The organism is Actinoplanes sp. TBRC 11911, assembly GCF_012933445.1.
In the GTDB taxonomy this organism is placed as follows: Bacteria; Actinomycetota; Actinomycetes; order Mycobacteriales; family Micromonosporaceae; genus Actinoplanes.
On record NZ_JABBNC010000035.1, the window covers coordinates 1 to 17,931 of the forward strand.

Genomic DNA, 17,931 nt, shown 5'->3' on the forward strand with positions numbered 1-17,931 from the left:
TTATGCGGGGTGGGCCTACCGCCATTTCTGCACCCTTTTTCCACGACCGCTAAACGCCCAATCGCTTCACGTCTCGACCAGGCCGCTCGCGCTGCGGGATCCAGCCGGCCGCGAACCGCGGCGGCCGAAGGGCTTGCTCATCGTTCGCCGGTCCGGCCGTGCGTCCTGCGATGTGAGAGCGGCGGGCCGGATCGTGGACCTGCCTCCACATTGCACGGAGGATTTGGGCGACTTCGCGGCCTTTGGAAGCCACCGCCAGGGCCGGGAATCGAGACCTTGGAGACTTGCGCCCATATATCGACCACAACTCTCCAAGGTCTACACCCGACACCTGAATCCGCACCGCAAAAGCTATCTAACCTGACAAAAGCCCGCCCAGATCCCGCGGAGCCGAAAGCCGGAAGGCGGGCGGTGCTACGAGGCCGCTACTGCGTGGCTGCCGGCAGGCGCAGGCGGATCGTGGTGCCGCCGCCTGGGGTGTCGGCCAGCGTGATCGTGCCGCCGTGCCGTTCCATGATGCGCTGGCACGTGGACAGGCCGATCCCGTGGCCCTTCCGGGCTGCCGGGTCTACCTGGGCGAACATCTCGAAGACGCGCTCCCGCTGGTCGGGTGGGATGCCGATGCCGTTGTCGGCGATCTGGAGCTGCCAATGGTCGCCGTCCGCGACGGCGGTGAGCTCTATCCGGCACTCCCGCTCGGGCGAACGGTACTTCATCGCGTTGTCCAGCACGTTCTGAAGCAGCTGGCGCAGCAGCGTGGGGTCGCCGAGCACGGACGGCAGCGGCTCCGGTGAGTCGATGGTCGCGTGGCTGCTCTCGGTGATCGTGCGCAGGTCGGCGAGCACGTTGCGCAGGACCTCGTCGAGATCTACCGGCTGCGGTTTGTACGGTGCCTGGCCGGAACGGGCGTACGACAAAAGGGCGTCCACCAGTTTTTGCATGCGTTCGACGGCGCTGCTCGCGGCGTCCAGCCACTTCACGCCCAGCGCGTCCAGCGACGACGCCCGCTCGGACGCGAGCATCTCCAGGTAGCCGTGCGCGGCGGCCATCGGGCGGACCAGGTCGTGGCTCACCGCGCCGGCGAACTGTTCCAGCTCCTCGTTGGAACGGCGCAGCTCGACCACGGCGGCGGCCAGCTGTTCGCCGCGGTCGGCCAGGTCGGCGTGGGCCTGCTCCAGCGCGCGGTGCGTGGCCCGGTCGCGGGTCACGTCGTTCATCGCCACCACGGCGCCGACGACGGTGCCGTCGTCCTCGACCAGCTGGCGAGCGTTGCAGGTGATCTGCACCGGGTCCAGGTCGGGGCGTTTGATCATCATCTCGACACCGGTGACGTCGGTACCCCGGAGGGCGCGAAGCAGCGGCACCTCGTCCTCGGCCAGGCGTCGGCCACCCGAGGCGTCGAACAGGCCGTAGCGGTCGGGCAGGTCGGAGGGGGCCAGCTCGGGTTCGGGGCCCAGGCCGTGCCATTCGCGGGCGGCCCGGTTGAACACCGTCACCCGGCCCCGCGGGTCCGCCACCACCACGCCGACGTCGATGGTCTCCAGCACGGTCTCGATGAACCGGCGTTCGCGTTCGCGCTGCACGGCCAGCTCGGCGAACTGGCGAGCCTGCCGGCGGCGCTCGAACAGGGCCACGATCACGTCGGCCAGGTCGAGCAGGCGGCTCACCTGGTCCGGGCGGAGCTTCTTGACTTTGTCGTCGAACACGCAGAGCGTGCCCAAGGCGTACCCGGAAGGGGTGATGAGCGGCGCCGAGGCATAGAACCGGACGTCGGCCATCAGGCCGGTAACCCACGGATTATTGGCATAAATCGGATTTCGGGTCGCATCCGGGACGTGGACGAAACGCCCGGCCCGGAACTGGATCGCACACATCGACGAGTCTCGGGGAGAGTCGGCGCCCTCGAAACCGACAGTCGTCAACTGGCACTGGCGGTTCTCGTCGATGAGGTTCAGCGACGCGGTCGGCACCTCGGCGACCATCGCGGCGACCCGGATCACCGCGCTGAGCTCGTCGTCGGCCGGGCTGTCCACCAGCTCGTATTCGTGCAGGGCTGCCAGGCGCTCCGTCTCGCTGGAGACGGACGAAAGCGGCGCCGCGGCGGCCGACTCGGGAGCGGAGTTCACGCTCGGGGGGTGCGACGCGACCGAATCGGCTCGGAGAACACTGGACGACACTCACCTTCTATCGGCGACCAAGGCGAAAGCCTTAGGTGAAATCACGCAGCGCGCTCAGCACCGCCGGACCGAGCACCACGATGAAGATGACCGGGAACAGGCAGATCAGCACCGGGAACAGCAGCTTCACGGCCACCTTCTGAGCCTGTTCCTCGGCCCGCTGACGGCGGCGCGACCGTTGATCGGCGGCGTGTTCACGGAGGATGCCGGAGATCGATATGCCCAGCTCACCGGCCTGCACCAGTGCGGTGACCAGGCGTTTGAGATCCCGTACGCTCGTGCGGGCGCTCAACGCGCGCAGCGCCTGCGTCCGGGCCACGCCGAGGCGCATCTCGTGCAGCATGCGGTTGATCTCGTCGGGCATCGGGCCGCGTAGCATCGCCGCGACGTGGGTGAGCGCCGCGTCCAGGCCCAGGCCCGCCTCGACACCGATGACCAGCGCGTCCAGCACGTCCGGCAGAGTGCGTTCGATGTCGCGCTGCCGCTTGACCGCGGCGTTGTGCACCAGCAGCTCCGGCACGACCACCCCGATCACCGTGCCCAGGATCACGCTCAGCGGTGTGCTGACCAGTATCCCGCCGAGGTAATAGCCGAAGATCGCGCCCAGGACGGCACCGACCATCCGGGCGCGGATCACCCGGTCGAGCGGCCACGCGGGTGGGTTGCCGGCCTGGTCGAGGCGGCGGGTCAGGCGCTGCCGGGAGAACGACGGCGTGATGATGTCGCCGACCAGCTGCAGGAAGCGCACCACCGGCGGGCGTGCGACCTCGGTGAAGGTGGGTCGCCGGGGCCGCAGGTCGCTGATGCGGCTGCCGCCGAACGTTGCCAGGATCCGTAGCATCTGCGCGCGCCGGCTGGCCGGGATCGTCACCGCCGTGGCGCCCAGGGCAACGGCCAGTACCGCCGCGAACGCCGCCGCGGCGAGGACCGTCATATCTCGATCCTCGTGGTCGCCCGCAGCCACACCATGCCGACGAGCATCATCAAACCCGCCACGCCGAGCAGGACGAACCCGAGCGGCTCGGTGTAGAGCGGCTCCAGGTACTCCCGGCGGGTCACGAACAGCAGAACCGAGATGCCGATCGGCAACGCCGTCAGGACGTACGCGGAAATGCGTCCCTCGGCCGAGAGCGTGCGCACGTGGCGGCGAAGATACGCACGCTCGCGCATGGTGTCGGCGGTGGTCTGCATGACGTCGGCCAGGCTGCCGCCCACCTCGCGTTGCAGCCGCAACGCCATGACCAGCCACATCGTCTCCTGGCTGCGGACCCGTTCGCCGACGCGTTCCAGCGCGTTCTCGAAGTCGCCGCTGATCCGGCTCTCGGACAACGCCCGCGACAGTTCTTCGGCGACCGGCCCCTGCTCCTCCTGCACGGCGGCCTCGACCGCCTGCTGCAGGGTGAACCCGGAACGCAGCGAGCTGAGCATGAGGTGCAGAACGCCGGGCAGGTCGTCGGCGAAACGCTGGCGGCGGCGCTGGATCCGGGAGCGCAACAGGATCGGCGGCAGGTTGAACCCGACCAGCACGCCCAGCAGCGCACCGAACCATCCGGGCAGCAGCGTGACGAGTAGCAGGCTCAGCGCGACGGAGGCGGTCAACCGGATCGCGAGCCACTCCGGCGGGCCGGGCGAGCCGGTCATCTGGTCGAGCAACGGTTCGCTGCGGGCGGCGAACCGGGTGAGAAGCGGTGATTCCTCGACGACCCGGCCGGCGTCGGCCAGCAGACGGCGCAGTGCGGGGATGTCCTCGCGACGTTCGCCGACGGTGAACAGGCGCAGCGTGGCGATGCGGCGCTGCATCGGCGTACGCCCGAAGATCGCGTCCAGGATCACGAAGAAGACGGCGAACACGGCCAGGCCACCGGTGGCGAGGCTGACGACGGCCCAGATGTCGCCGATCATCGCCGGCCCGCGGGAGCACCCGTGAACAGCGTCTGGTGAAGGGTGACGCCGTACATGGCCAGGGCTTCGGCGAAGCGCGGCCGGATGCCGGTCGGCCGCAGCGAGGCCAGCTGCAGCGGCCCGCTCTCCGCGGTGACGTCGAAGATGAACAGGTCCTGCAGCGTGATGGTGTCGCCCTCCATGCCCACCACCTCGCTGATGTGGGTGACCTTGCGGCTGCCGTCCTTGAACCGGTTGATCTGGATGATCATGTCGACGGCCGAGGCGATCTGGTCGCGGATCGCGCGGCTCGGCAGGTCCATGCCGGCCATCAGCACCATCGTCTCCAGGCGGGACAGCGCGTCGCGCGGTGTGTTCGCGTGCAGCGTGGTCAGCGAGCCGTCGTGGCCGGTGTTCATGGCCTGCAGCATGTCGAGTGCGGCGCTGTCGCGGACCTCGCCCACGATGATCCGGTCGGGGCGCATCCGGAGCGCGTTGCGGACCAGGTCGCGGCTGGTCACGGTGCCGCGCCCCTCGGAGTTCGAGGGACGGGACTCGAGGCGTACGACGTGGTCCTGCCCGAGCTGGAGCTCGGCGGCGTCCTCGATGGTGACGATCCGTTCGTCAATCGGCACGAAGCTGGACAGGACATTGAGGATGGTGGTCTTGCCGGAGCCGGTGCCGCCGCTGACCACGACGTTGCGCCGGCCGCGCACGCATGCCTCGAGGAACTCGGCGGCCGGGCGGTTCAGGGTGGCGTACGAGATGAGGTCGCCGACGGTCAGCGGAGTGGCGGCGAACTTGCGGATCGTCAGCGACGAGCCGTCCAGGGCGATCGGCGGCACGATGGCGTTGACCCGGCTGCCGTCGGGCAGGCGCGCGTCCACCATCGGACTGGCCTCGTCGACGCGCCGGCCCACCCGTGCGCAGATCCGGTCGATGATCCGCCGCAGGTGCGCCTCGTCGTCGAACTCCACATCGGTGCGCTCGATGCGCCCGTACCGCTCCACGAAGATGTTCTTCGCGCCGTTGATCATCACCTCGGTGACCGACGGGTCCTTCAGCAGCGGCTCGATCGGGCCGTGACCGAGAACCTCGTCGATCACCTCTTTGATGATCCGGGACCGGTCAGCGCCGGAGAGCGGGGTCTCCTCGCGGGCCAGCAACTCGTTGAGGACCTCGCGGACCCGGGGGCCCAGATCCTCGTCCTGGGCGCGATTGCCGTACAGGGTCGGGCCGAGCTCGTCGGCCAGCTTGCGCTGGATCCGCAGGCGTGCGTCGTAGACCGGGTCGGCGACCTGCCGGCCGGCCGCCCGGTAACGCTGGGTGGCGCTGGAGTCGGCGGCTTCCTCCGGTGGCGGCAGCGGTTCGAAGCCGAGCCGGGCGGACAGGCTCATGACGTCACCGCCCGGCGGACCCGGCCGAACAGGCCGCGCCGGCGCTCGGGTACCGCCTCGACGCCGGCGCAGCGGTCGGCGAGCAGGCCGATCGCGCGGCTGACCGGGTGCATCGGCTGGCTGATGTAGAGCGGCTCGCCCTGGTTCACCGAGACCGTCACGTCCCGGCTGGACGGCACGTGCACGGCGAAGGGCATGCCGATCGCCTCCTCGACGTCGCTCGGCGTCAGCCCGACCTGGGTGTTGGAGCGGTTGAAGACGAGCAGCCGCCGGTCGCGCGGATAGTCGAGCATGTCGAACATCTCCACGGTGAGCCGCACACTCTTGAGGGTCGGCAGGTCCGGTGTCACGATCGGCACCAGCCAATCGGCGATGTCCATTGCCGCAAGCACCTGATCGGTGACCAGCGCGGGGGTGTCCACCACGATGAAGTCGTACATCGGGCGGGCGATGTCCAGGATCTCCACCACCAGTTCCCGGCGTACGTGCTCGCCCTGTGCCGGGCTGGACGGCGCGAGCAGCACGTCGATGCCGGGCCGGTACGGGGTGACGATCGAGCGCAGGCCGGGCTCGTCGAGGCGGCCGGCCATCGCGATGCCGCCGGCGATGCTGCGGTTCGGGATCACCTTCAGCATGATCGCCACGTCGCCGAACTGCAGGTCCAGGTCGACCAGCAGGACCCGGCGGCTGCCGCCGGCGGCGAGCGCGGCCGCCAGGTTCACCGCGATCACGCTGCGGCCGCTGCCGCCCTTGCCGGAGAAGACCGTGATCACCCGGCCGAACGGGGTCTGGTCGGCGCTGCTGCGCAACGTCGTGCTCAGCGCCTTGGACAGGTCGACCGTACGCGACGAAGCGCTGCGCAGACCCTCCCAGTCGGACTCCTCGACCACCTCACGGACCCCGGCGCGCAGGCATTTCAGCACGTCGTCCGGGGTCAGCTGCTTGCGGACCAGGACCACGCCGATGATCGGGCGCTGCAGCCGCTGGTAGGCGGTGAACATCAGCGCCTCGTCCAGGTCGACGGTGGCGCCGATGACCACCAGCAGCGTCTCCGGGTAACGCGGCAGGTGCGCCTCCAGGTCCGGCATGGTGTGCACGATCGTGGTGCCGATCTGCTGGAACTGCGGGCCGACCTCGGCCAGGCGGTCCCGGTCGGGTTCCAGGTACACGTAGAGGCTCATGCGGCCGGCCAGGTGAACTCGGGGGTCACCTTCACGCCGCTGCCGAGCAGGCCCAGGTGCAGCAGACCCGTGTTGTACGCGAAGATGAGCCGTTCCCCTTCCGCGGGGGTGACCGCGACCGTGACCACGTACCGCTGAAGGGTTACCGGTGTGGGGGCCGGCGCCGGACTGGCACTCGACGGTGACGCCGCCGGTGCCGGGGTGGGCGGCGCCGCGGTCCGGGGGCTGCGCTCCCCGACGCTGATCACCGTGACGGAGGGCAGCAGCACGGCGGTGACCTGCTTCGCCTGTCCCGACGGCACCTTCGGGTAGGTGAGGAACACGACGACCTTGTCGCCCGGGTCGACGTTGCCGGCCACCTGCGGCGCCATCCCGAGGTCCACACTAACCGCGATCTTGTCGGCGGGCAGCGGGAAGGTCGGGCTCGGGCTGGCCGTCGGCGCGTTACCCGTGCCGAACTGGCCGCGCAGCAGCAACTGGTCGGGCTGCAGCGGCGCGCTGAGGGCCATCGCGTCGAGGGAGCGGTCCAGTTTGTCCAGTGCGCCGGACGGCACGGTCTGGGCCGGCATCAGCACCTGCCGGGTCAGCTTCTTCGAGCGGATCTCGGCGACCGTGGTCCCGTCCGGGATGCGCGTGGTCGCGAGGAGCACCCACCGGCCGGTCTGGCCCTGCAGGGCACGGCGGTCGGCTCCCCGCGCGTACGCCACCACGGCAGCGACGCTGACCATCGCCAGCATCGCCGCGGCCAGCAGGATGAGGATCCGTCGGCGCATCCGTTCCCCCTATCCGGTACGCCCGATGATCGTTGCCCCGTAGTCGTTCCCGGTGCCGAACTGCGGGTTCTGCTGCGGGGTGAGGGTGCGCGTGAAGTAGCCGTAGATGCAGGAAGACAGCGCCGAGCACAACGCGGTGTTGAGGACGCTGAACAGCGAGGCGCCGGTGACCAGGCTGCCGACGGCGCCGAGCAGGCCGCCCAGGAGTCCGGTGTAGCCGGTGACGACGAATGAGGCGAACCCGGCGATGTGATAGGACGGGATGAGCGAGGCCAGCGAGCCGCCCACCGAGTCGTAGATCGGGACGGTGAGAGTACTGCCGCGGTATGCGGCGAGTTTCGCGGCACACGTGTTCGCCACCGTGTTGACCAGCGGGCTGAGCAGGTTCGACCGCGGGTTGTCGCCAACCTTCAGGTTGAGGGTGCAGGTGGCCGGGTCCGGCCCGGTGAGGTCGGGGTAGGTGAGCCACACGTACCCGCGGGGAATGCTCAGGTTCAGCGTCGGCGTGGTGCACGAGGTCACCGGGAGACCGAGCACGCTGATCGGAGTGCCCAGGACGACCGCGCTGTCCACCCCGCTCGAGGCGCTGGGTAAGCCGAGCACGCTGAAGAGGCCGGTCTGGTCGAGCAGCGAGCCGAGTGGGCCGTAGAAGGTGCTGCCGCTGCTGGTCATCCGGTCGTAGTCGCACTTCGAGATGCCCAGCGCGAAGACGTTCTCGGCGGCGGCCGGCCCCCAGTTCACCCGGCCGCACGCGCCGACCTGCTTCCCGGTGTAGGTCGAACCCGGCATGGCCTGCGCGAACGAAGGAGGCAGTAGCGTCGAGCCGGACGTGGTGAGCGTCGACGTGCGCACCTCGACGTACTTCCCGACGCTGTACCCGGCGGCCGCGGCGGGCATCGCCGGGCAGGTCACGGCGGTCTTCCACGGGCTCGGGCAACCGGAGTTGTTCAGGCAGATCTGCGCGGCGGCGGCCTGGTCCTTGGCGTTCTTCTGCGCGTAGGTGACCGCCACCGGCGTCTGCAAAGCGGACGTGCAGCTGGCGGGCGTCAGGGCGCAGTTGACGGCGATCTTCCAGGAGGCCGCGTCGGCGCCGCTCTGCAGTTCCTCGCGCTCGACGAGCAATCGGCCGTAGTCGATCACTATCGCGCCCATGCCGAACAGCACGCCGCCGCTGAGAAGCACGGCGAGCATGACGCCGATAGCGCCGTGCTCGGAGTCCGGGCGGCCTAACCGAGGCATCCCATGACCCCGGTCGCGGTGATCTTGAAACCGGTGACGGTGCTGCCGAACGCCTTCATGACCGCGAAGATCGGGCTGACCGGCGCGTACGTCCGGTATGCCGTCACGGTGGCATCGGAGCCGGCCGCCGACGACGACGAGCACGGTGTCGTGGTCGTGAAGGTCAGCGTCGTACCGGCCACGGTGTTGACCTTGGCCTGCATCGTCGCGACGGTTCCGTTGAGCACTCCGAGCCGGGCGCCCTCGCGTACCGCCTCGGTGAGCTGGATCTGTTGTTGCAGCGCACGCCCGAAGTCGATGATGCCGAAAATCATCAGCAGCATCAGCGGCATCACGATGGCGAGCTCCACGGCGGCGGCACCGTCCTGGCCCCGGGACCAGGAGGCCCCGGGGCGGCGGAGGTGACGATGCCGTTGCGGCACTACACGCCTTTCATCAGAACTGGGAGACCAGCCCGCTGAAGAAGCTGCTCAGGTGCGAACCGAAGGCCTTGACACCCACGATCATCACGAGGGCGACGAGCGACACCATCAGGCCGTACTCGACGGCGGTGGCACCCTCGTCGTTCTTGCTGGCGAGACGGGCTTGCAGGTAGGCGGCGATCATCTGGAACTTCGGCATCGGGACTCCCCCTGGTCGGATGTCGACCACCCCGCACGGGCGGCCTGTCCCCGTTGTTATCGGGAGCCCGGGTGGACGGTTGACATTTCCTGCGTTGCAGGGGAGTGGCATCAGGGTGCCGGAAGGTTGCTGTGGTGGACGAGCACCGAACGCAGCGTCCCGGCCAGCACATCGGTCGTGAACGGCTTCGAGATGAACGGTGCGCCGGCCTTGATCAGCCCCTTCTTCACCGCGATGTCCTGCGGGATCCCGGAGACGTAGACGACCTCCATCTGCGGCCGGACCGAGTGCGCCGAGCGGGCCAGCTCGCCACCCGACACGCCGGGCAGCCCCAGGTCGGTCAGCAGCACGTCGATCGTCCCGTCGTACACCCGGCAGGTGGTGATGGCGGTGACCGCGTCGTTCGCGGACAGCACGTGGAAGCCACGCAGCTCCAGCATCTGCGTGGTCATCTCGCGCAGGTCCTCGTCGTCCTCGACCAGCAGGACGACGGGGCCCTTGGGCGGGTCCGACGTGTTCCACATGGCCCCTCCTGGGCGTGGCCTTTCTGTCCACGCTAACGACGGTTTCGCCGGACTGTTGGTGGTTTGTCAGATGTCCTCGGGTCTGCCGAGACGCCAGTAACCCATGAACGCCACCGATCCGCGGTCGACACCGCACTCACCGACCAGGTAGCGGCGCAGCGTCTTGATGACGCCGGCCTCGCCCGCCAGCCAGGCGTAGAAGTGGCCGGTGACCGGCTCCGGGACCTCCCACAACGTGTCGGTGTCGACGTCGACGTCCTCGATGTCGGTGGGCTTCGCGGATTTGCCGAAGCGGCGGCGGACCTCGGTGATGAGGCGCTCGCCGTGCGGGTTTCCGTTGCGGGGCAGCCACGTGACCGGGACGCCGGGCGGAGCGGTCAGGTCTTGGATGTCGTCCGGGGAGGGGATCTCGATCAGGGACTCGCCGCGGGCGTACGGGGGAAGGCAGCCGAGGATCGAGGCGATGGCCGGCACCGCGGTCTCGTCGCCGGCGATCAGCAGGTGGGGCGTGGAGCCGGTGTCGGCGGCTGCGGCGAGGTCCGGCGGGTCAAGGGTGAGGGCTCGCGGGTCGGGGGTCCTCCGGCTGGGGGTGAAGGCCTGCGGGTTGGCGGTGAGTGCCGGTGGGCGGAAGTCGATGCCGCCGTGCACGCCGTCGAAATCCGCGTTGGGGCCCATCAGGCGGGCGGGCGCACCGGGCGACACCTCGACGGCCCAGCGCGAGGCCGGCCCGGTCGCGCCGTGCAGCACCATGTCGAGATCGACTTCTTTTTGCCGGGGCCGGACGGCGCGAACCGTGTACGTCCGCACCGGATTACGCCGGTGGTCCGGCAGCGAGCGCCATTCCTCATACCAGTCCGCGTGCGTCGGCAGATGCTCGAAGCCACCGTCCGCGAGCGGCAGGATGAGCTTGATCCGCTGATCGAACCCGTTGTCCGCGAACCGATCGAGATCCTCCCCGGTGAACGTCACCCGCACAAAATGCGGACTCAGCCCACGCACCGCACGCACCTCAGTGGTGAAAAACCGCCACGCCTCCGCCACATCGCCTCCCGCTCTTAAGGTATGGCTAACCTAACCCCCGATCCCGTACGCCTTCGATCCGCCCCCAACCGCACGCCGCCCCGCCCCCGGCTGCGCCGCTGCCGCCCGCGACCTTGATCGCGGCGCACGGCCGCGGCGCGCCTCACGCGTTGGTCCGCAGCGGCTTAGCGGAGTGGGCCGGCGGCCTCAGCGCCCGGACCCGCACCGGACGGCGCGCCCACGGAGCACCCCTGCATCGCGTGGTTGCGGGTGATCGTTCCGGGCGCGGGCTCATCGCGGTCGGTAACCAGCCGCTGGTGGCTCGGGCCTGGTCGTCGTGGAAACCCCGAGCACCGCGATCACCCCCTCAGCAGGCGGCGTGTCGGTCGGTCGAGCTGCCGCTGTCGATGTGGCGGGTCCGCGTGTCGCCGGCGCAGCCCGGTCACGTCGGCGCCGGCCGGCACGGATCTGGTTGCCCGGCGCGAAACTCGACGCCCGGCTTGGTCGCGTCCATGCCGGCCTGCTGTTCTCGCCATGGGTGGGTCCAGCGTTCGTTTCGTCCGCTTTGATGCCTCTGTTGAGGTGCCGGCGGCCGGATTTTCGAGACCTTGGAGAGTTATGGCTCCTATGTGGGCGTAACTCTCCAAGGTCTCGCAACAGGGCGGAAAATGGCGCCCACAAAAGCCGTGAAACGGGTGAAACAGCTGTCCTATTCGGATGATGGTCCACGATGCGGAGATCTCCGTCCGGATAGTGGAACTGTTCAGCTGTTTCTCGCGCCGCTCACGCTCCGATGAGTTGACCTTGCGCGGCGGACCTGCGCGGACCGTCGCTGTGGGGAGCTGGGACCTTTCGGTCGTGGCGGGTGCCCACACCTGGGTGGGGGTGGCTGCGGTGTGGGAAACCGCAACTTCCTCGGCGTCGCGACTGCCCACACGGGGGTGGGGGGTGGCTGCGGTGTGGGGAACCGTCACCTCCTCGGCGTCGCGACTCCCCACACGCGGGGGTGGGGCGGCCACTGTGGGGAGCTGGGACCTGCCCGGGTCTGGCGGCGCCGCCTCGCACGGGGACTCCCGGCCGACGAAACCAGCTGAACAGTTACGGATAGTGAGACACCTTGGCGCCTGGGGCCAGCCTCGTCTCGGTGCGGGTGGTGCGCGTGGTGCCCGTCCCGCGGGGGCGGCGGCGGAGCGCCGCGTAGGGGTCGGCGAGCACGTGGTCGAGCTGTGTCCACACGGCTGCTTCACAGTGGACGCAGGTCAAGGCCCGCCCTATACGGATTTGTCGGACAGCGTGGTCCGTCGAGGGCGGCTGAACCTGGCAGCCCGAAGCGAACCTGGCAGCCCGAAGCGAACCTGGCAGCCCTGTCGGGACGGGCTGTCGGTGGCGGGTCTGGTGTCGCCGCTTTCGTCGGGTGCGGCCCGGGGCGGTAGGGAAGCGGAAGGAAACGTTCGTAGGGTCGCGGGGCGGCGTCGGAAACCGGGTTCGCTGGGGAGCGAGCGGCGGAGGTCGATGTGAATACACTCGGCCTCCGCCTTTCGGGCGGTGCCGGAAAACGATCATCCGCAATCGATACTCCGGAACGGACGCTATCCACGTTGGAACGCTGTGGTTACGCTTCCGGCCAAGGGTGACGATGCTCCATTCTTCGGCTCGTATGATCGACGGGGAAACAGGGAAAATGACTGAACCCGATCCGGTGAACGGTTTCCAGAAATCGTCTGATCCGCCGCCGTGGATTGTGTCGGAGGCATCGCCGCCGCCGCGCGCTGACACCGCGCCGCCGGTCCATGGGGGTGGTTGGGACGCGGAACAGCTGAGTGGTTTCCAGAAGTCCTCGGTCACGCCGGCATGGATCACATCGGACGGTCCCTCGCCACGTGCCGACACCGGGGCGCCCGGTCACGCGGGCGGTTGGGGCGAGGATCAGCTGCGCGGATTCGAGAAGCCGGGCACTTCGCCGTCGTGGATCACCTCGGAGCCCCGGCAGCGAGGGGATGCCGAGAATTCTGGACCGGTCGGAGCCGAGATGCCCGGGCAGTCGGGCGGGTTCCCGACGTCGTCGAGTTCTGCGCCGTGGATCACGGCGGAGGAGCCGCCGGCGGGTGACGTGGCGACGTCGGCTCGTATGGATGGCGAGGCGGCGGAGCCGGTTGGCGGGCCGCGGGTGGGGCGGGTCGGCGGTGACGGCGCGGAGCTGGTTGGCGGTGACGGCGCAGGGCCGGTGGGGGGCTTTGCGGCGTCGGGCGGGTCGCCGGCCTGGATCACGTCGGATGGGCCGGCGGTGGGAGAACCGGAGAGCCCGGGGCGTACTGGTGGTGGGGGTGCGCGGCGGGGCCGGATCCTGCTGGTGGGGCTTGCCACCCTTGCTGTGCTGGCGGCCGGGGGTGCCGGGGCCGTCGCGTTCGCGGGGCGGAACGATGCGGCATCGGACGCGGGTGGGTCTCCGTCCGGTGTGGACTCGGCGGCCGGGCCGGGATCTCCGGCCGGTGCTACGCCGCTGCCCGGTGCGCCGCTGTCGGATTCGCAACTCCCGGATGGATCCCTGCCGGATGGATCCCTGCCGGATGGATCCCTGCCGGGTGGGTCGCTGACCGATGGGCCGCTGCCGGGTGCGGGGCTGCCGGGGGCCGGGCAGCCGAGTGGGACACCGCCGGGTGGAGGGCTGACCGACGGAGGGCTGCCGGGCGCGGGGCCGACGGACGGGGCGTTGCCGGAGTCGTCGCCGCCGGGCACCGCGGGGCCGGGGGCGCCCGCTACCGCCGAGAAGCAGGCGCTCGCTGAGCTGGAGCGGATTAGTAAGGTCGACCGCGGGCGGGTGGCTGTCGAGGGGCAGTACGTTGCGCAGCTCGCCTCCAAGAACCCCGGGATCACCGACAAGTATCAGACGGCGGCGGACGGGTCGCACACGTTCCGGGCGACCGACATCCTCGCGGAATATCAGGCACTGCGCGCCGGGCCGGGGAACGGTGCGGCGCGGATCGTGCTGCTGAAGAGCACCGATTACGGGAAGCGGCAGCTTTATCACGGCAAGCCGCTTTACGTCACGTTCGCGGTCGCCGGGTTCCGGGGGACGCAGGACGTGCTGAATTGGTGCGCACAACGATTTCCCCGGCTCTCCGGCGACGCGCTGACTAATCAGTGTGCCGTTCGCAGGCTACGGCCGGCCAGCTGAACTCGCCACGCATTCTGGAGCTGACATGGTCGCCTCAACGCAAATACCCGCCCCGCGGCGGACATTCGAGAGTCCGAACCCCTATCCGCAGGACCCGACGACCGCGACCCGCCATTTGTGCGCCGCGGCGTACATGGACGATGATTTTCGCCAGGCCAGTCTGCGCAAGGTGTACTACCAGCCGAAGCGGCTGGTGGCGCCCTCGTTCGGGTTCGATCTCGTGCCGGTGCTCTCGCACTCACTACGGGCCCGCAACGGTGCGCTGCTCCGCGACGGTGCGGTGCTGCTGACGCTGCTCGTGGCCGTCATCGTCTCGGCGGCGACCGTGGTGGTCGCGCTCGCCATCGTGGTCGGCGTGCAGCTGGCGAAGTCCACGTACCGGCTGGCCCGCGACATCGTCCGGGATCTGCGCAACGGGACCCGGGTGCACACCGCGACGCTGCTGCCGCGTGCGATCCTGCTGGCGATCGGCTGGTCCGTCTCGTGGTTCGTGTTCGGGGCGGGGCTCGCCTTCGCGATGGGCGACGGCGACGACCTCGACTCGCTGTCCACCGGATCGCTGAACAGTGCGCTCGGGCTGGCCTTCCTGGTGTTCCTGGTCCCGGTGGCGCACGCGCTGTGGACACAGAGCCAGCTCAGCCGGCTCACCCCGGGCTCGACGGTGACCATGCCGCACCGCAACGAGCGCCTGGACGAGATCGGGCGGCAGCAGCGCGGGAACACCGCCGTCTACAGTGGGTTCCGTCCGTTCGTCGGGTCCGGGCCGGTGGTCGAGACCGATGGCTTCGCGTTGCGCCTGGTCCGCCCGGAGCGCTCCTTCACCGAAGCGCTCACCCGGCACGCGGCGGCCCCCACCGAACAGCAGCGTGAGTTTGCCGAGCCGCCCTTCCAGGCGTACGAGATAATCGGGTATTTGCGCGGTCATCTGGCGGGACTGGTGCCGGAACGCCGGGCCGAGGAGCAGATCAGCGGGTTCAGCGTGGAGGACCGGATCTGCCTGGCGGGCACCGAGGTCAGCCAGCTCAGCCCGGAGACACCGCCGGAGGTGATGGCGGCGGTGGTGCAGCACCCGACGACGCCGGCCCGGCACTACCTCACCTGCCAGGTGTTCGGCTGGGGCGGGCAGCTCGTCACCACCGTGTATGTGCACATCGCGGTGCAGGGGCGCTCGCTCTACCTCGAGATGACGACCACCGCCCTGCCGCCGTGCGCCGAGCGCTATCGGATCGTCGACACGGCCGAGGGCACCGAGGGGATGGCGTGGCTGCGGGCCGTGAAGCGGGGGCTGCTCGACACCCCGCGGATCATCGGACGGGCACCCGCGAACCTGGTCGGCGCGCTGATCAACATCGTGGCGGGGTCCGGCAACGTGGTGGGCTCCCGGATGCTGGCGCGCGGATTCGACTACGGCGCGCAGCTGTCGGTGCGCGAGCTCGGCAGCGAGCTGGTGTTCCGCAACGGGACCGAGCTGGCCGACGGGGTTCGCAACCTGGTGCAGGTGCAGGACGTTGCCCGGTATCAGCGGCTGATCGAACGGCGGGTGTTCGCCGCGGTGCTGGACTTCCTCGACGACCGGGACATCGACACCACCGAGTACCGGGCGCGGGCTGCGTCGATCCTCAACATCAGCGGCGGCGTGAACAACCTCGCCGGTACCAGCACGTTCACCGGGCCGGTGGCGGGCAACGACGTGAACATCCAGGGAGCCCAGCCGTGACCACGATCAACGGTGGTTTCAACAACTTCGGTGGGTCGAACAACTTCTACGGGCCGGTCGCGGGCAACGACGTCACGATCACGGCGGCGCCTTCCCGAGCGGATAAGTCGGATAAATCGGATGCTGAGATCGGCGTGCTGACCGTCATCGACGAGGAGATGCGCGCGGTGACGGGCGTGCTCGCCGGAATGGACGGCTACCGCACGCGGCGGCTCGCGGACGGGCCCCTCGCGCACGAGGCCCGTCTGACCGGCGTCGACGGCCGGCCGTTGCGGATCGCGGCGGTGCAGACGCTGACCCGCGGCACCGAATCGGCCGCCTTGGCTTGTCGTGCGCTCGTCGAGGCGTACGGGCCAAGCACGGTTTTGCTTGTCGGCATCGCGGGTGGGGTGGCGCCGGGCGTGCGGATCGGTGACGTCGTGATCGCCGACAACATTATTTCGTACGACGCGCGCAAAGTGACGCCGCAGGGCACCCAGCACCGCGGCCAGTCCCAGGTCGTGCCGGCGCCGATCGGGCACCGGCTCAACGAGTTCTTCCAGCTGGAGCCGCGCGTCGGCTACCGGGTGCATCGCGGGCCGATCGGTTCCGGCAACGCCGTGGTGGCCGACCCCGAGGCGGAGATCCGGCATTGGCTGCACCACGTCAACGACAAGGTGCTGGCCGTCGAGACCGAAGCGGCCGGGGTGGCGCAGTCCTTCCACGAGACGGCGCGCCTGCCCGGCTGGCTGACGATTCGCGGCATCTCGGACACCGCCGACCAGAGCAAGAACGACGACGACCACGCGATCGCGGCCCGGCACGCGGCCGAGGTCATGGCGATGCTGGTGCCGTTCCTCGACTTCCGGACGCCCTCGACGAGTAAGTCCTAACCGCGGTTGGTGGTCGGGTCGGACGTGGCGGGGGAGGTACGGTGCGGATCGTGGCCGCGGCTGCCGCCGTGGGCGATCGGTGACTTGGTTACTGGTTGTCGCCGCCGCTGGCCGGACACCGTGGGGAAAGCCTCCACCTTTCCGGCCTCCTTTTGCCGGCCCTGCCCGGTGCGGCGGGGCCGGCGCGGCCGTTCCGCGAACGAGCGTTCGTTTTACCGGCGAGCCGACACTCCGGTACGCGCCATCTCATCCGCGCCCGGTATCCCGCGCCATCCCACCCACGCCGCATCCCCGTCGCCGAGCGCCGCTACTCATTCACCGGCGACACCATATACACGACTTTGCCCCGCTTCGGCCGCTGTCATGTTCACACCGGCCGGGTGTCCGGGAGCGGATTTTGGAGACCTTGGAGAGTTAGGGCTCGTATGTGGGCGTAACTCTCCAAGGTCTCGAAATTACCCGACCTGCGGCCCGCCTAAAGGCCACTAATCTGGATAAAATATGTGTCCTATTTGGACAAACGTCCCGGCATGTGGAACTGTTCAGCTGGTTCTCGCGCCGCTCACCCTCCGATGCGTTGGCCTTGCGTGGCGGACCTGAGGGCCGTGGCTGTGGGGAGCTGGGACGTTTCGGCCGTGGCGGGTGCCCACACCTGCGGTGGGTCGCCACGTGTGGGGAGCCGCGGCCTTCCCGCCGTCGCGACTCCCCACACGTGGGTGGGGGTGGCCGCGGTGTGTGGAGCCACAGCCTTCCCGCCGTCGCTACTGCCCACACCCGGGTGGGGGTGGCCGCGGTGTGGGGAGCCACAGCGTCCCCGGCGTCGCTACTGCCCACACCCGGGTGGGGCGCCGATTGTGGGGAGCTGGGACCTGCCCGGGCCGGGCGGCGTCGCCTCGCACGGGGATTCCCGGCCGACGGAACCAGCTGAACAGTTACGGCATGTGGGCGTCCGTGACCGCATGGTGAGAGCCCGGCCAGATGCGGGCGCCATTCGACAACGCACCCGCGCGACTTCCGAGAGCACGGCATGTCTTATCCGCATTTATCGGATATCGGGCGCCACTGCTGTCGTGCGTCCGGCACTGCTGTCGGGGCCTCCGGCAACCACGTGAACGCCTGGCCTGGGTCGTGATCATGATGCGGGCCGCTTACGCCTGAAGGTGCACGACCCCGGCGGTGTCGCGGGCGTGAACATCGACCTGTGAAGGTGCACGACCCCAGCGGGGCCGCGGGTGTCAACATCGACCTGATCCGGATGGCGGCGGTCGCGTTGCGCGCGGGGCGCGGCGGGTACCTCTCGGAGGCGGCTTCCTTGTTGAAATCGCCGCCGGGGACCGCTGTCTGACGCTCGCGG

General features: G+C 69.5%; 15 protein-coding genes. 4 read left to right on the forward strand and 11 right to left on the reverse strand.

All coding sequences use genetic code 11. From position 1 onward, the window contains the following. Window positions 1-425: 425 nt before the first annotated feature. From HH310_RS33990 to HH310_RS34040, 11 genes are all read right to left on the reverse strand, one after another. Entirely contained in the window at window positions 426-2,126 is a 1,701-nt protein-coding gene (locus HH310_RS33990) for an ATP-binding protein (protein ID WP_312034511.1), read from the reverse strand. Between the two features lie 82 nt (window positions 2,127-2,208). Then, window positions 2,209-3,111, reverse strand: a complete 903-nt coding sequence (locus HH310_RS33995) for a type II secretion system F family protein (protein ID WP_169179832.1) — start codon at window positions 3,109-3,111, stop codon at window positions 2,209-2,211. Beyond that, complete coding sequence (locus tag HH310_RS34000; protein ID WP_169179833.1) at window positions 3,108-4,079, reverse strand: type II secretion system F family protein; 972 nt, start codon at window positions 4,077-4,079, stop codon at window positions 3,108-3,110. Before HH310_RS34000 ends, HH310_RS33995 begins: the two co-directional genes overlap by 4 nt. Next, a complete protein-coding gene (locus HH310_RS34005) occupies window positions 4,076-5,455 on the reverse strand; it encodes a CpaF family protein (RefSeq protein WP_169179834.1) in 1,380 nt (459 codons plus the stop codon). The genes HH310_RS34000 and HH310_RS34005 overlap by 4 nt, the downstream gene beginning before the upstream one ends. Further along, entirely contained in the window at window positions 5,452-6,636 is a 1,185-nt protein-coding gene (locus tag HH310_RS34010; protein ID WP_169179835.1) for an AAA family ATPase, read from the reverse strand. The genes HH310_RS34005 and HH310_RS34010 overlap by 4 nt, the downstream gene beginning before the upstream one ends. Further along, window positions 6,633-7,409: an RcpC/CpaB family pilus assembly protein gene (locus HH310_RS34015; RefSeq protein WP_169179836.1), complete on the reverse strand. Its 777-nt coding sequence runs from the start codon at window positions 7,407-7,409 to the stop codon at window positions 6,633-6,635. Before HH310_RS34015 ends, HH310_RS34010 begins: the two co-directional genes overlap by 4 nt. A 9-nt stretch (window positions 7,410-7,418) precedes the next feature. After that, on the reverse strand, window positions 7,419-8,600 hold the full coding sequence (locus HH310_RS34020; RefSeq protein WP_169179837.1) for a pilus assembly protein TadG-related protein: 1,182 nt from the start codon (window positions 8,598-8,600) through the stop codon (window positions 7,419-7,421). Between the two features lie 35 nt (window positions 8,601-8,635). Further along, window positions 8,636-8,998 carry a TadE/TadG family type IV pilus assembly protein gene (locus HH310_RS34025; protein ID WP_211192960.1) on the reverse strand — a complete coding sequence of 121 codons (363 nt, stop codon included), beginning with the start codon at window positions 8,996-8,998 and terminating at the stop codon, window positions 8,636-8,638. An 85-nt stretch (window positions 8,999-9,083) separates the two neighbouring features. Beyond that, complete coding sequence (locus tag HH310_RS34030; protein ID WP_211192961.1) at window positions 9,084-9,269, reverse strand: Flp family type IVb pilin; 186 nt, start codon at window positions 9,267-9,269, stop codon at window positions 9,084-9,086. A 110-nt stretch (window positions 9,270-9,379) separates the two neighbouring features. Beyond that, window positions 9,380-9,793 (reverse strand): response regulator, encoded by a 414-nt coding sequence (locus HH310_RS34035; protein WP_169179838.1) that lies wholly within the window; start codon window positions 9,791-9,793, stop codon window positions 9,380-9,382. 66 nt (window positions 9,794-9,859) lie between these two features. After that, the gene (locus HH310_RS34040) at window positions 9,860-10,834 is read right to left on the reverse strand and encodes a siderophore-interacting protein (protein WP_169179839.1); all 975 of its coding nucleotides are present in this window, start codon (window positions 10,832-10,834) and stop codon (window positions 9,860-9,862) included. A gap of 2,263 nt (window positions 10,835-13,097) precedes the next feature. Between HH310_RS34040 and HH310_RS45050 the strand changes: the two genes are divergently transcribed. The 4 genes from HH310_RS45050 (at window position 13,098) to HH310_RS34060 (ending at window position 17,922) form a co-directional block, all read left to right on the forward strand. Then, a complete protein-coding gene (locus HH310_RS45050) occupies window positions 13,098-13,988 on the forward strand; it encodes a hypothetical protein (RefSeq protein WP_169179840.1) in 891 nt (296 codons plus the stop codon). Window positions 13,989-14,121: 133 nt separating this feature from the next. Beyond that, a complete protein-coding gene (locus HH310_RS34050; protein ID WP_169179841.1) occupies window positions 14,122-15,705 on the forward strand; it encodes a hypothetical protein in 1,584 nt (527 codons plus the stop codon). Next, the gene (locus HH310_RS34055; protein ID WP_169179842.1) at window positions 15,702-16,577 is read left to right on the forward strand and encodes a 5'-methylthioadenosine/S-adenosylhomocysteine nucleosidase; all 876 of its coding nucleotides are present in this window, start codon (window positions 15,702-15,704) and stop codon (window positions 16,575-16,577) included. The genes HH310_RS34050 and HH310_RS34055 overlap by 4 nt, the downstream gene beginning before the upstream one ends. 1,201 nt (window positions 16,578-17,778) lie before the next feature. Beyond that, window positions 17,779-17,922: a hypothetical protein gene (locus HH310_RS34060; protein WP_248294698.1), complete on the forward strand. Its 144-nt coding sequence runs from the start codon at window positions 17,779-17,781 to the stop codon at window positions 17,920-17,922. Window positions 17,923-17,931 lie beyond the last annotated feature (9 nt).